This is a genomic window from Streptococcus suis, assembly GCF_002964045.1.
Taxonomy (GTDB): Bacteria; Bacillota; Bacilli; order Lactobacillales; family Streptococcaceae; genus Streptococcus; species Streptococcus suis_U.
In genome coordinates, this window is the sequence record NZ_POPB01000401.1 from 1 (window position 1) to 13,658 (window position 13,658).

Below are 13,658 nucleotides of genomic sequence, written 5' to 3' on the forward strand. Positions count from 1 at the left end.
TAAGAACTTTAAAACTAAGATTTACATCGCTTTGAATATTGAAAAAGAGAGAACGAATTTCGTCCTCTCTAGGTGTTAGCTTTTCATCTACCCACTACAGTTGACAAAGAGCCTTTATTTTATGCTCGAATAGTTAATGATTGCCCATCTTCTTGGTAGAGGTTGATGAGGCCCGATTTGCAGGCACGAATCATGTCACCAGGATAAATTTCACGGTCCAGCTTAATAGTTAAGAGTTCCATCGGCTTGTTGGCACGGTCAATCTTTTCTCCATTTGAATCACGAAGGTCTTGGATAGTCGTTTCAAAGTGGCGGAAACCTGGTCCGTAGAACTCCACTTGGTCGCCTTCGTTGATAACATTGCGTTGGCGAATAGTGGCGGTCATGGTTTCCTTATCAAAAGCTACTACTTCTGCGATGAATTTGTATTCTGGAATTTTACGGCGAGCACCGAAGAGCTGTTCGTTTTCGCTCGGCGGGCTGTAGTAGAAACCTGTTGCCAATTCTCGTTGGGCAACCTTCCACATTTCGTCAATCAGGTCTTGCTTGATAGCTTCAAATTTTTCAGGACTTTCAAGATAGGCATCGACCGCAGCCTTGTAGCAGTTGGTTACGGTTGATACGTAGTGGACAGATTTCATTCGGCCTTCGATTTTTAGGCTATCGACCCCATTTTCAATCATGTCTGGAATATGGTCGATCATACACATATCCACCGCAGACATGGAGAACTCCTCTGGTATTTCCCCCTTAATCGAACGGCGTTCTTCACCAAATGGGAGGTCGTAGAGGTTGTACTTCCAGCGGCAAGACTGGGAGCATCCGCCGCGGTTGGCATCGCGTTTGCTCATGTGGTTGGAGAGAACGCAGCGGCCTGAGTAGGAGATACACATGGCTCCGTGGACAAAGGCTTCGATTTCAACATCTGTCCGTTTGCGGATTTCAGCTACTTCTTCCATGGTCACTTCGCGGGCCAAGACGACACGGGTCAAGCCCAATTCCTTCCAAAACTCGAAGGTTTCATAGTTGGTTGATGAAGCCTGAGTTGACAGGTGGATTTCAAGGCCTGGTGCTTCGGTCGCACAGATGACGATGAGGGCTGGGTCGGACACGATAACGGCATCCAATCCCATGTCTCGTAGTTCACGGAACCAAGCTCCTGCTCCTTCTTCATTTCCCTCGTGGGTGACCATGTTGGCAGCTACATAGACCTTGGCACCGCGGGCATGGGCGTATTCAATCCCCTCCCGCATCTCGTCCATGGTAAAGTTACCAGCTCGGCTGCGCAGACCGTAGGCCTGACCACCGACAAAGACAGCATCGGCACCATAATCAATGGCTACCTTCAATTTTTCCAATGTCCCTGCAGGTGACAAGACCTCGGGACGTTTTAATGTTTTTGACATAATAAACTTCTTTCTATTTGCGACGGTTTCCACGTGAAAACGATACTTTTTCATGTGGAAACCTAGTGCAGAGTTTAGAAAATCGCCCAAAGGCGTTTTCGTGCTCTGACCTTACATAGTAAGTGACAGAGCTAACTCTGCCAGGATAGAATAACGATGTTGTTTCACTCGGAAACTTAGGGTAGAGCTAACTCTGCCAGGATAGAATATAGATTAAAAAGTAATTATATTGTGCTAAAAATATAGTTATTTGACTTTATTACGGTCAAATTCGTAGAAACCTGTATCCAAGCCACGCTCAACTGGGTGGAGTTTGCGGACCTGCTCATCTAATAGAAATGCCTGATCATAGGTGAACTCCCCATTTTCAATCAAATCTCTGGCTTGAACAAAGAGCTTGGCAATTTCAACAAAGTTCTGACCTGGACAATAGATACCGTCCAGTTTCCAGTTGTGGTAGCCATGCTCATCCAACTCCGATAACTTGGTCATCATATCAATGTCGTTGTTGATAAAGATGTGGGTACCGTGTTTATCTTCAAAAATAGAATAGTGGCTATCTGGGTCACTCGGTTCTGCTAAGAAAAGTCCGCGTCCACGTGACAAATCTGTTTCATCAGCCCTGGTAAAATTGTAATAATTTTGCAACAAGGTCCGCTTAGAGTGATGGATAACTGAAGCACCGTAAACCAAGATTTCAGCAGGGATTTCCAAGTTTTTAGCAATGTCAAAGAGTTCTTCCGATGGAATTTCCCGTGCTAAAACAGCCTCCACTGCCCCGTGGTCTTTCCAGAAGTTAATCTGGCGACTGGAGGTTACAAAGACAGATGTGTCATAGATTAACTTGAAATTGTAGCCGTCCCGCTTGTTGATGTAGAAAATGCCTGTATCGCCGACAACCAGATAATCAACTTTAATTTCTCTCATCAAGTCCATAAAAGGTTTGATATTGTCCATCATGGCTTGATGCATGAGAGCATTGGCCGCAACGGTCAGTTCCTTACCTGCACCGTGAACCAGCTCCGCTATTTCCCTAAGTTCATCATAAGTAAAATTAGTCGGAATACGAAGGGCATGGTCGGCTTCTCCAACATAAATACGGTCAACACCTGCAGCAAGCAATTCCTTGACCTGTTCAATACTTTCAGCTGTTGCTGTAATGATAATTTTTCCCATAAAGTTCATTATATCACAAAGTTTTTTGTATGGTAAGGCGATGCCAGTATTTTAATGTTCAGACTTTTTTAATTTTTCAATGTAACCTTATTGTAATATAATTGACATGTTATTTTATAATTGTTATGTTATGCTTTAAGGAGCAGAAAAGGAGACTATATGGTATTACGTAACTATCAGTCCCATGAAAATCAGTACGAAGAGACTATCCCGAAAGAGAAAAAAAATCGTTTTCAATCTTTTCAATTTGAAGATATACAAAAAGCTCGTGTTCAAGAACTTTTATTTTTTGTAAATCTGGTATTATTTAGTTTGATTACAGTCATTTCAAGTTACATCTATCTTGCATTAGGTGTCCCAGTTTTTCCTGCTATGCTTTTAGCAAGTGCAACAGGATTTATCGGGCTTCGATTGGTTCAGATTGGACTTAAAAAGAAATTTAAACCGAGACAAACACGCAAATAAAATAAAACAAAGAGCGACGGATTACTCCTCGCTCTTTTTGCTTATTCTTCTTCCCTCATCAAACAATTTACTTTCTTTTCCTTTCAGAATGGTTTGATAGTTTTCAATTTTATAATCCAAATGGTCTAAAGCTTTCTGAATTTCTACTAATCGGGACCGTAGTTCTTCCTGCTCTTCTTTTAGTAGAACAATCCGAGCCTTCACAGTATTATCTCCAGCCTGCACCTAGCCCATGTACTCAATCAAGCGCTCAATAGACATACCAGCACCCCTAAAACAGCGAATAAATTCCAAAATGGCGACATCATTTTCCGAAAAGTCTCTTACTCCAGAAGATTTTCTTTCAATTTTGGGAACTAGACCAATACGCTCATAGTAACGAATGGTATCAGCTGATAGACCCGTCACTTGACTAACTTCTTTGATATTCATTCCAGGATCCTTTCTTTGTTTTCGCTTATTATACACCTTGAAGTCCACTCCAGGTCAAGTCATTATATAAAAAATCTGAGAAATCCCAGATTCTTGCTTACAAATATTCTCCCTTGACAACAAAGAAGGTGCCACGGATTTCCCCAGCTAATTTGGAGCGTTGGCGGGCAAACTTGAATTTGCCTTCAAATTCTTTGGGAATGTCAATTCCGTCTGACAATTTGAATCCGACTGCTCGTTTGCCTCCTTCTTCTAGCGTATAGAGGACATTGACCGCCAAGCCATTGTCATAAAAGACAAAGGACCAGAGAATGCCATCCACTTCCAGCTGGGCGACGTTGAGCGGTGTGTAGGTGAAAACCATATCCCGCTCCGCCAAGACCTTCTCGATGAAAGGCAGAATTTCAGGCTTCTCCTCTGGGGTATAGACTACATATTCTTGCTTGTACTTGTTCCAGAAATAGCGGGCCTCGTTGGCACGCAGACCGGCCAATACATCTGCGACAGGGCTAGTTTCCAATCCCGTCGTCTCGACTTCTTTGAAATTAACTGTGTAGTACATAGTCACTCCTTTAGTAAAAAAGCACCCGAAGGTGCTAGGTTTTAAGCATTAAACGCTTCTGTCAATTGTGGCACCACTTGTTTCTTACGGGAAACGGCACCAGCAAGGAAGGCGTGGTTGTTTTCCAACTTGAAGTTGAAGGCTGCTTCTACCTTGTCCATGTTGCTTCCAAGGGCAAGGATTTCAGAGTTTGAGTTGACGATGTCTGTAATCATCAAGACAAAATCAGAATAGCCATTTGCTGCAGAAGCTGCTGTCATTGCTGCTTCAATCTCTGCTTGACGCTCCAAGACTTCCGCAATATCTACTGTGTTGACCTGGGCCACACGCACATCATTGCCATTCAAACCGAAGGTTTTCGCGTCGATGTCAATCAATTCTTCTGCTGACTTGCTAGCAAGGTTGGTACCAGCTTTCAAGAGTGCCAAGCCGTATTCTTCCAAGTTCACACCTGCCAATTCTGCCAATTCTGTCGCGACCTGTGGGTCAGATACATGAGTGGTTGGCGATTTGAGCAAGAGGGTATCTGAGATCAAGCCAGACAAGAGAAGGCCCGCTACTTCTTTAGGAAGGGTAACACCATTTTCCTTGGCAGCACGGTAAACGATAGAAGAAGCTGATCCAACTGGCTCCAAACGCATATAAAGCGGGTTAGCTGTTTCAAAGTTTGCGACACGGTGGTGGTCAATAACAGCTGCCACTTCTACATCTTTGATGTCTGCGATTGATTGTTGGAATTCATTGTGGTCTGTCAAGATGACTTGGCTAACACCTTCTGCCTTAGCAGACTCAACCACGCGCGGTGCAGTAACACCAAAATAGTCAAGTGCAAACGCTGTTTCTTCATTTGGCGTTCCAAGTGCAACTGCTTCCGCATCACGACCAAACACCTCGCGCTCCAAGTGAGCCCAACCGTATGATGATGCAATGGCATCTGTATCAGGATTTTGGTGACCAAAAACTAAAAATTTAGACATGTTTACAACCTCATTTTTCTAATAATCTCCTACATTTTACCATAAATAGAAAGACTTGTGAACATGGACGGGTCGGGATTTGCCAAACGGTTTCAAAAAGAGTAAGATAGAAGGTAGCAATACAAAAGGAGAACCATATGAAATTTTCAGACTATACCTATGTCCGTCCAGATTATGAAGCTATCAAGGCTCAATTTTCTGACCTGACAGACCAGTTGGCTCAGGCAAGTGACTTGGAAACAACTCGTACACTTGTGGCAGCCGTTACCAAATTACTAAACTTGGTCGATACCCAGTACAACCTCTGGATGATCCGCCATACTATCGACATGAACGATGAGTTCTACAATGAAGAAACTAAGTTTTGGAATGAATATTCGCCACTCTTTGAAGAATTGACCACCAACTACTACCGTGTCATTGTCCAGACGCCTTACAAGGAAGAGTTGTCAGACATCTTGCCTCAAACCTTCTTCATGCAGGCAGAGAACAAGCTCAAGACCTTCTCATCTGATGTGATTCCCTTGTTCCAAAAGGAAAATGAATTGACCGATGAGTACAGCAAATTGATTGCTGGTGCAGAAATTGATTTCCAAGGTCAGACTTACAACTTGGCACAAATGGGCCCATTCGGTCAATCAACTGACCGCGAAGTCCGCAAGACTGCATCTGCTGCCACAACTGCCTTCTTTGAAAGCAAGGAAGCTGATTTTGACCGTGTTTACGATGAATTGGTCAAGGTCCGCACGGAAATTGCCCACAAACTCGGCTTCAAGGACTATGTGGAATACGGCTACCTCAAGATGAACCGTTTCGACTACAATCGTGACATGGTCAAGGTGTACCGTGAAGAAATCCTCAAACATATCGTACCGATTGTGCAAAATCTGCGTCAACGCCAAGCCAAACGCTTGCAGGTGCCAAGCCTGAAACACTACGACCTCAATCTTGAGTTCTTAGACGGAAATGCAGTCCCACAAGGTGACCCAGATTTTATCGTCAGCCAGGCCCAAGACATGTACCGTGAATTGTCCACAGAAACAGGCGAGTTCTTCGACTTCATGATTGAGCATGAACTCTTGGACTTGGTGGCAAAACCAGGCAAAAACAGCGGTGGCTACTGCACCTATATCCCTGACTTCAAGAGCCCATTCATCTTCTCTAACTTCAACGGAACCAGCGGCGATATTGATGTTTTGACCCACGAAGCAGGTCACGCCTTCCAAGTCTATCGTTCCCGTTGGATTCAAAGTCCAGAAGTTGTCTGGCCAACCTATGAAACCTGTGAAATCCACTCCATGTCTATGGAATTTATGACTTGGCCTTGGATGGACCGTTTCTTCAAGGAACAAGTGGATAAGTACAAATTCACCCACTTGGCAAGCGCCCTACTCTTCTTGCCTTACGGTGTCTTGGTGGATCACTTCCAGCACGAAGTCTATGAACATCCAGAAATGACGCCTGCAGAACGTAATGCAACTTGGAAAAAACTCCAAGATCTCTACTTGCCAGACCGTGACTATTCCGAGTCAGAAGCCCTCAACCGCGGTATCTTCTGGTATCGTCAAGGTCATATCTTTGCTAGTCCATTCTACTACATCGACTATACCTTGGCCCAAGTTTGTGCCCTTCAATTCTGGAAACGTACGCAGGTAGATCACGATGAAAATGCTTGGGAAGACTACATCCGCATCTGTGATTTGGGCGGCACCAAGTCCTTCTTGCAAGTGGTTGAAGCCGCAAACCTCCAATCACCATTCAAAGAAGGTGCCCTCGAAAGTACCGCCAAAGCTGCAGCCGATTGGTTAAATGCAGTTAAGGATGACGAACTCTAAAACGCAAAAATCTGAATGAACAGCTCATTCAGATTTTTTTTGATTTGACAAAGTTGATGTATTTTTCCCCAAATGTTTCGATTTGCTCCAAGACCAACTTAAATTCCTGCCCAATCTCACTTAGTTCATACTCGACCTTTGGCGGAACTTGTGCATAGACTTTACGCGTAATCAATCCATATTCTTCTAATTGTCGGAGTTGCTTGGTCAAGGTTGCTTGGGAAATCCCTGTTAATCGACGATGCAATTCATTAAACCGAATCGGTCCTTCTTCGATATGATGGAGCAATAACATACTCCATTTCCCTGATAATACACTTTGAGTAGCCACATAAGGGCACTCTGGAACAGTATGAGATGTAAATGTTGGCATATTTACCCTTTCTTTTTTCTTGATACGACGCATTACTTCACAAATAGATAGTGACTTTACAAAAAAAACGTACTTGTATTTACTTTTTATACCTGCTACAATAATACCATAAACTACGAAAGTAGGAAAGAATTTTCTTAAGAGGAGGACATATGTCTCTTATCTCAACTTTCAAAAAAATCTTTACAAAGAAGGAAGAAAAACAAATGAAAAACATTCTATTTATCGTCGGTTCATTGCGTGAAGGTTCATTTAACCACCAAATGGCTAAACAAGCAGAAAGCATTTAAGAAGGTCAAGCTACTGTAAGCTACCTTGATTACAAAGATGTCCCATTGATGAACCAAGACCTTGAGACACCTGTCTTGCCAACAGTCCAAGCTGCACGCGATGCCATTATGGCAGCAGATGCCATCTGGATTTTCTCACCCGTTTACAACTTTGCTATCCCAGGTACTGTGAAAAACTTGATTGACTGGCTCAGCCGTGCCCTTGACTTGTCAGATACTCGTGGTCCATCTGCCCTTCAAGACAAAATCGTTACCGTATCATCTGTTGCCAGCGCTGGTCATGACCAAATGTTCGCTAGTTATCATGCACTACTACCATTTGTTCGTATGCAAGTTGTAGGTGAGTTTACAGGTACAACTGTCAACCCAGAAGCCTGGGGAACTGGACAGTTGGTATTGTAGAGGAAGCTATTGCTGGTTTGCAAGCACAAGCAAAAGCATTGTTGGAAGCTTAACACAAACTTTCTTTACAAAATTAAGATTGAATAACCAACACTAACTAGAACTTCGGTTCTAGTTTTTTTTAAAATCAATCGAATTCTTCCTTGATATGATACAAAACTTCACCTTAAGATAGTGACTATCCATAAATTACGTACTTGTAAAATAGTTTGTATGTGTTATAATGATTATACAATCATTTATTTACCTTATGAATTTATTCAAGCCAAATTAGAAAGTCAGGTATTCCTATGTACAATTCCCAATTTAAACTGGGCCATGTCGCCCTTAATGTCCGCGATTTGGAGCTTCAAAGCCTCTTCTACCAACAAGTCTTAGGTCTCCAAGTCCTCTCCAAAAGCCCTCACCAGATTGACCTAGGCGTTGGAAAAAACATCCTTGTCCGCCTGATTCAAACAGAGCAGAAAGGCGAAGTCAGCCACAGCTACGGCCTCTACCACTTGGCCATTGTCCTACCAAGCCGTGAAGACTTGGGCACCATTTTCCGTCACTTTATCGACAATAAGATTCCCCTCCAAGGCGCCAGCGACCACGGTTACAGCGAAGCCATTTACCTAGCCGACACCGAAGGCAATGGCATCGAAGTTTACCGTGACCTGCCACAAGATGCATGGGATGTTCGAGCTGACGGTCGAATTATTGGAAAAACTGAGCCTATGGATGCTGAAATGATTTATGCTTTAGGGAAAAAAGCTGACGCAGCCTATCAGATGCCTGCTGGTAGTCGCATGGGCCATGTCCATCTATCTGTCCGAGAAAGCGCTGCTTCTAGCAAATTTTACCAAGAAGTTCTAGCTGTCAGAGATAATTTCACCGTTCCATCTGCATCCTGGTTAGCTTCTGGCGGCTATCATCACCACCTAGCTGTCAATGAATGGGGAGGAAAAAATCTGAAAACCAGACAAGAAGGCATGCCAGGACTTGCCTACTATACGGTCATCTATTCCAATCCAGAAGCTTTTGAAGCAACCTTGAATCGTGCTATTGCTGCAAACCTAAACCTTCAAAGACTAGACAATAGCGCAGCTTTTGTTGATGTGGATGGCATAAAAACTAAGCTTGTATTAGAATAATACAAAAAAGGAAGTATCTAGCACTTCCTTTTCTTTGTTTATTTGATTAAGCCAAGATCGTATTTCATTCCCAAAATCCGTTTGACGGATTGGTCAATTCGCTCCTCTGTAATAGTTCCAGCCTTTACTTGTTCGATAATATAAGGAATTTGACTGGCATAACTTGAAGACAATATCATATCTGTCCCAGCTTGAATGGTCTGCAAGGCACCTGTATCTTGATCTACAAATTGGACCAAGCCTTGCATATCAAAATCATCCGTCATAATGACACCTTCAAAACCAAGCTCATTCCGAAGGATTTTATTGATTTCAGGTGAAATGGATGATGGGACATCATCAATGGCAGGTACAATATTGTGGCTAACCATGATAGAGTCTGCACCTGCCTCAATACCAGCTTTAAAGGGAAGAAAATCATTGGCCCGTAATTCTTCTAAACTGCGGTTATCATAGACCAAATCCGTATGCGAGTCAGCATTGTCTCCATAACCCGGGAAGTGCTTCAGGGTCGAAGCGAATTGTTCCTCTTTCAATACTGTAACCAATTGAGAGATGTAATCTGAGGTGATCGTTGCATCCTGCCCAATGGTCCTATCGTAGATAAAAGAGGATGGATCGGTGGATAAATCTGCAACAGGGAAGAAGCCTGCGTAGATTCCCTCTTCCTTTAAAAGACTGGTCTTCTGCTTGGCATCCGACAAAATCGCCTCAATGCCGCCAGCTTGGTACAATCCCAAAGGCGATGCAAAAGGTGTTTCCAGAAGTTGACTAATGCGCGTCACCGTCCCACCTTCCTCATCTGAAGCCATTAATAGCGGCACTTTTGAAAGCGATTGATAAGAAGCAATCTCTTCTTTAACCTGCTCCAGTGTCTTACCTTCAAAATCACTTGCAAATAAGATATAGCCCCCAAAATGATAGGTTTCCAATGCCTCAGTTTGTCCTGCAGATGGCATCCGAGCAAAGATCATCTGTCCGACCTTTTCTTCTAAGGTCATTTGACTAAGATATTGATTAACTACCTTTTCCTTGTCAGAAACTTCAGTGCTTGACTCTGAAGTTGCTACAGTATGTTCTACTACTGTATCTTCTTTTTTACCCAGAAAAAAGGTTAAAAGCAAGCCTAAATACAAGAGTACAACTAAAAGCGACCCAAATCTACCTAAATTTTTTCTCATATTTCTCCTAATAACAATTTTACCTATCCCTTGATGCGATTTAAATAATCCTGATAAGACTCTGTTTCCATCAAGGCTTTTGCATTTTCAACGCGAGCCTTTGTTGGTGGCTTGGTTCCCTCTAACGGGTAAGGTCTGCCCAGCTCACGCCACTTAAATTCGCCAAGGTTGTGATAAGGAAGTACTTCAAAACGCTCAACATTGTTCAATGTTTTGACAAATTTCCCCAATTCTACTAAATCGTCATCTCGGTCTGTTAATCCAGGTACCAAGACATGACGAATCCAAACTGGCTTACCAATATCCGATAGGTAACGGGCACATTCTAAAATGGTTTTATTACTATGACCCGTGACAATTCGGTGCTGGTCTGGATTGATTTCCTTAATATCCAAAAGCACTAAATCTGTCACTTCCATGAGGCGATTGTATTTTTCCAAATACCGCTCGGTCGAGCGGAAGGTAAGCGCACAGGTATCCAAGGTTGTATGGATGCCTCTTTCTTTGGCCAAGGTAAAGAGGGCAATCAAAAAATCAATCTGAATAGTCGCTTCCCCACCTGAAACGGTTATGCCACCTTCCTTGCCCCAAAACATTCGGAAACGCATGGCTTCATTCAAAACATCTTCAGCTGTACGCTCTGTCGCTGCAGGATTAACCAAATCCCAGGTATCTGGATTATGGCAATATTGGCAACGCATATGACAGCCTTGCATAAAAACAACAAAACGAACGCCTGGACCGTCTACTGATCCAAAACTTTCCGTAGAATGAACCAAGCCTGTAACTTTTCGGTAATCAATTTCTGTCATCATCTCAACCTCTTCACTTTATAGGTATAGTATATCACAAAATTGAAAACGCTTCTATCATTTGCTTTTTAAATGATGGACTTTTCATCTTTGACAAGTCGATAAGTCAAGCCCAAGACTCCTGACTGCATTTGTTTGGATTCCAACAATTCCAAACCACTCGCTAATCCATCAAATAAATTCAAGCCTTCACCAACAATGACCGGCGAAACTGTCACTTTTAGCTGATCAACCAAGCCCTCTTTCAAGAGTGCTTGTGCTAGCCTTGGACTACCCAAAACAAGAATATCACCTTCGTCTTTTGACTTTTCAGCTTGAAGTCGTTCCATCAAATTCTCAGTAATCAAACTAGTATTGCTCCAAGTAACTTCCGAAAGTCTAGTCGAACAGACTAGTTTTTCAACAGAATTTACCCAAGCTGCATGATTGCGCTCATGTTCACTAGCTTCCGGATTGTCCAACATACTCGGCCAATAATGGTACATCATTTCATAGGTAGCACTTCCCCACAAAATGGTATCTGCTGTCGCTGTCACCTGATTAGCAAAATCTTCTAATTCATGGTTATAATGGACAAATCCAATATCCATGGCCCCATTTGGCCCTTCAACAATTCCATCAAGTGACATATGCAAAAATACTACTAAATTTCTCATGATTTCCCTCATTTCATTCAAAAGGTGATTATACTATATTTTAATACCCCTGTAAAACAAGACAATTCAAAAACCAGCTGCTCAATAGCAACTGGCTCGATTTTATTCTTCTGTTTCTTCCTTCTCAATTTGTGTAATCAGCAGTTTCAATTTTGTCACGCGACCATTTTTCACCTTGTCATTAGTAAGCACTAAGTGTTGGTCCTTGCTATCCACTTCGTATGTTACCTTTTCATCTTGACTCGGTATAGTACCAACTCCAGTTAGATAATAGCCTGCGATGGTATCCACGTCATCACTCTCTAGCTCTGTATCAAAATGTTCATTGAAGTCATTTAAGGTCATATTCCCTTGAACAATATAGGTATTTTCCGCGATTTCACGGACAAAAATTTCTGTCTTGTCCGTCTCATCATCAATTTCACCGACAATTTCTTCCAACAAATCTTCCAAGGTAACAAGACCAGCAACTCCACCATACTCATCTAGCAGGATAGCCATTTGATTTTGGGTGTTTCGCAAAGATGTCAACAAATCATCCACAAAAATCGTTTCTGGAACAAAAAGTGGCTCCTGCATGATACGACGAATGTTGAGATTATCAAAACCATTCGTAAAGGCTTCTGACAAGATTTTCTTGGTGTGAATCAGACCGATGATGTTGTCCTTATCCCCATCGTAAACTGGGATACGTGAAAAATTCTGTTTCAAAATGGCAGCCATGATGGTTTCTGTATCTTCTTCGATATCCACCATGAAAGCATCTGTACGGGGAACCATGACCTCACGCGCCATCAGCTCATCCAGTGAAAATACTCCCTGAAGCATTTCGATTTCTTCCGCATCCAAGGTCTGCTCACTTTTGGTCAAGATATATTCAATTTCGTCCCTTGTCATCTGCTCATCCGCATCATCAAAATTCATTGGGGTAATGCGACTAATCAGATTGGTAGCGGCTGACAAGAGCCAAACAAATGGGCTAACAATTTTTCCTAGGAAAATAATCACAGGTGCAGTGACCACCGCCAAATTTTCCTTCATATTCATGGCGATTCGCTTAGGATACAACTCACCCAAAACAATCGAAACAAATGTCAGCATGGCCAAGGCCAGCCAATAACCTGCTGTTTGAGCAGTTGTTGAGTTTCCCATCCATTTGGCAAAAACAGCTCCCAAATCATTGGCCAAGCTAGCACCAGAGAGGATGGAAATAAAGGTAATCCCTACCTGAATGGTTGAAAGAAAATTATTGGGATTTTCTAAAACTTGAATTAAGCGAATATACTTCTTCTCCCCCTCAGCTGCCTTTTGTTCCACTCGAGAACGATTGAGGGAAACGAGGGCCATTTCTGAAGCTGAAAAGAATGCGTTCAGTAAGGTCAAAAGTAACAGTAATAATATTTGTAAATGAATGGTCTGACTACCAGGGTCTTCCATGATATTCTCCTATAAAAAATGATATAATAGCTCTATTATACCATATTTTACGTTTTATGGTAGAAGGAATACCGAAAACTTTGTGATATGCATTTTTAAATTGAAAACCCAAATTTCAAGTTGAAGTTAGCCACCCAAAAGAAATTCACTTGGCGACTTGTAGTCCAAGCATTTTTTTGGGTAGTTATTAATCCAATTTTCGATAAGAGCGACTTCTTTCGGAGTCGTTTTCTTGGTTCCTTTAGGTAACCATCTCCGAATCAATCGATTATGGTTTTCATTTGAACCTCTTTCCCATGAAGAGTAGGGATGTGCATAGTAGATATGTTCCTCAGGAAACACTTCAACCAATCGACTAAATTCCGAACCATTATCTGCAGTTATTGATAAAATATGATACTCAGCTATTAGTAACCTAAGTGCCTGATTGACAGATTCAGCAGTTTTATTTGGAATTAATCTTATGATTTGGTGTCTACTTCGTCGGTCGGTTAAGACTAAAAGACACTGATTTTTGGGCA

13 protein-coding genes and 2 pseudogenes are annotated in these 13,658 nt (G+C 42.3%); 4 read left to right on the forward strand and 11 right to left on the reverse strand.

The genetic code is table 11. The features are described from left to right. Positions 1 to 119: 119 nt before the first annotated feature. Together C1E99_RS10270 and C1E99_RS10275 are read right to left on the reverse strand one after the other, a co-directional pair. Complete coding sequence (locus C1E99_RS10270; protein WP_105147000.1) at positions 120 to 1,406, reverse strand: peptidase U32 family protein; 1,287 nt, start codon at positions 1,404 to 1,406, stop codon at positions 120 to 122. Positions 1,407 to 1,652: 246 nt separating this feature from the next. After that, the gene (locus tag C1E99_RS10275) at positions 1,653 to 2,582 is read right to left on the reverse strand and encodes a peptidase U32 family protein (RefSeq protein ID WP_105207498.1); all 930 of its coding nucleotides are present in this window, start codon (positions 2,580 to 2,582) and stop codon (positions 1,653 to 1,655) included. A gap of 159 nt (positions 2,583 to 2,741) precedes the next feature. Here C1E99_RS10275 and C1E99_RS10280 point away from each other — a divergent pair, with 159 nt between their 5' ends. Continuing rightward, on the forward strand, positions 2,742 to 3,047 hold the full coding sequence (locus tag C1E99_RS10280; protein ID WP_105107061.1) for a DUF3270 domain-containing protein: 306 nt from the start codon (positions 2,742 to 2,744) through the stop codon (positions 3,045 to 3,047). Positions 3,048 to 3,068: 21 nt separating this feature from the next. Here the strand turns inward: C1E99_RS10280 and nmlR are convergent. The 3 genes and pseudogenes from nmlR to C1E99_RS10295 form a co-directional block, all read right to left on the reverse strand. Continuing rightward, positions 3,069 to 3,479 (reverse strand): annotated as a pseudogene (nmlR, locus tag C1E99_RS10285) (stress response transcriptional regulator NmlR). Between the two features lie 97 nt (positions 3,480 to 3,576). Further along, positions 3,577 to 4,041 (reverse strand): phage tail protein, encoded by a 465-nt coding sequence (locus C1E99_RS10290; RefSeq protein WP_105207490.1) that lies wholly within the window; start codon positions 4,039 to 4,041, stop codon positions 3,577 to 3,579. Between the two features lie 41 nt (positions 4,042 to 4,082). Then, entirely contained in the window at positions 4,083 to 5,018 is a 936-nt protein-coding gene (locus C1E99_RS10295; RefSeq protein WP_105207491.1) for a manganese-dependent inorganic pyrophosphatase, read from the reverse strand. Positions 5,019 to 5,155: 137 nt separating this feature from the next. Here C1E99_RS10295 and C1E99_RS10300 point away from each other — a divergent pair, with 137 nt between their 5' ends. Beyond that, the gene (locus tag C1E99_RS10300) at positions 5,156 to 6,853 is read left to right on the forward strand and encodes a M3 family oligoendopeptidase (RefSeq protein ID WP_105207492.1); all 1,698 of its coding nucleotides are present in this window, start codon (positions 5,156 to 5,158) and stop codon (positions 6,851 to 6,853) included. A 28-nt stretch (positions 6,854 to 6,881) separates the two neighbouring features. Here C1E99_RS10300 and C1E99_RS10305 read toward each other — a convergent pair whose 3' ends face one another. Then, positions 6,882 to 7,226, reverse strand: coding sequence for a winged helix-turn-helix transcriptional regulator (locus C1E99_RS10305; RefSeq protein WP_105207493.1), 345 nt, complete (start codon positions 7,224 to 7,226; stop codon positions 6,882 to 6,884). 206 nt (positions 7,227 to 7,432) lie between these two features. Between C1E99_RS10305 and C1E99_RS10310 the strand changes: the two are divergent. Further along, a pseudogene (locus C1E99_RS10310) lies at positions 7,433 to 7,971 on the forward strand (NADPH-dependent FMN reductase). Between the two features lie 237 nt (positions 7,972 to 8,208). After that, positions 8,209 to 9,051, forward strand: a complete 843-nt coding sequence (locus C1E99_RS10315) for a VOC family protein (protein WP_105207494.1) — start codon at positions 8,209 to 8,211, stop codon at positions 9,049 to 9,051. 38 nt (positions 9,052 to 9,089) lie between these two features. On the opposite strand, the gene C1E99_RS10320 is transcribed toward C1E99_RS10315, so the two are convergent. The 5 genes from C1E99_RS10320 to C1E99_RS10340 form a co-directional block, all read right to left on the reverse strand. Further along, a complete protein-coding gene (locus C1E99_RS10320; protein WP_105207495.1) occupies positions 9,090 to 10,232 on the reverse strand; it encodes a glycoside hydrolase family 3 protein in 1,143 nt (380 codons plus the stop codon). Between the two features lie 23 nt (positions 10,233 to 10,255). Continuing rightward, positions 10,256 to 11,047, reverse strand: coding sequence for a pyruvate formate-lyase-activating protein (pflA, locus tag C1E99_RS10325; RefSeq protein WP_105107055.1), 792 nt, complete (start codon positions 11,045 to 11,047; stop codon positions 10,256 to 10,258). A 65-nt stretch (positions 11,048 to 11,112) separates the two neighbouring features. Then, positions 11,113 to 11,700: a dihydrofolate reductase family protein gene (locus C1E99_RS10330; RefSeq protein WP_105207496.1), complete on the reverse strand. Its 588-nt coding sequence runs from the start codon at positions 11,698 to 11,700 to the stop codon at positions 11,113 to 11,115. A gap of 102 nt (positions 11,701 to 11,802) precedes the next feature. Beyond that, entirely contained in the window at positions 11,803 to 13,137 is a 1,335-nt protein-coding gene (locus C1E99_RS10335; RefSeq protein ID WP_105207497.1) for a hemolysin family protein, read from the reverse strand. Between the two features lie 126 nt (positions 13,138 to 13,263). Further along, a partial coding sequence (locus C1E99_RS10340) for an IS30 family transposase (RefSeq protein ID WP_153060188.1) occupies positions 13,264 to 13,658 on the reverse strand: 395 nt, incomplete at its 5' end.

Bases quoted from the DNA above. Each gene is read 5' to 3' on its own strand.
- C1E99_RS10270 (WP_105147000.1), bottom strand. From the start codon at position 1,406: ATGTCAAAAACATTAAAACGTCCCGAGGTCTTGTCACCTGCAGGGACA.
- C1E99_RS10335 (WP_105207497.1), bottom strand. From the start codon at position 13,137: ATGGAAGACCCTGGTAGTCAGACCATTCATTTACAAATATTATTACTG.
- pflA (WP_105107055.1), bottom strand. From the start codon at position 11,047: ATGATGACAGAAATTGATTACCGAAAAGTTACAGGCTTGGTTCATTCT.
- C1E99_RS10300 (WP_105207492.1), top strand. From the start codon at position 5,156: ATGAAATTTTCAGACTATACCTATGTCCGTCCAGATTATGAAGCTATC.
- C1E99_RS10280 (WP_105107061.1), top strand. From the start codon at position 2,742: ATGGTATTACGTAACTATCAGTCCCATGAAAATCAGTACGAAGAGACT.
- C1E99_RS10295 (WP_105207491.1), bottom strand. From the start codon at position 5,018: ATGTCTAAATTTTTAGTTTTTGGTCACCAAAATCCTGATACAGATGCC.
- C1E99_RS10320 (WP_105207495.1), bottom strand. From the start codon at position 10,232: ATGAGAAAAAATTTAGGTAGATTTGGGTCGCTTTTAGTTGTACTCTTG.
- C1E99_RS10290 (WP_105207490.1), bottom strand. From the start codon at position 4,041: ATGTACTACACAGTTAATTTCAAAGAAGTCGAGACGACGGGATTGGAA.
- C1E99_RS10305 (WP_105207493.1), bottom strand. From the start codon at position 7,226: ATGCCAACATTTACATCTCATACTGTTCCAGAGTGCCCTTATGTGGCT.
- C1E99_RS10275 (WP_105207498.1), bottom strand. From the start codon at position 2,582: ATGGGAAAAATTATCATTACAGCAACAGCTGAAAGTATTGAACAGGTC.
- C1E99_RS10330 (WP_105207496.1), bottom strand. From the start codon at position 11,700: ATGAGAAATTTAGTAGTATTTTTGCATATGTCACTTGATGGAATTGTT.
- C1E99_RS10315 (WP_105207494.1), top strand. From the start codon at position 8,209: ATGTACAATTCCCAATTTAAACTGGGCCATGTCGCCCTTAATGTCCGC.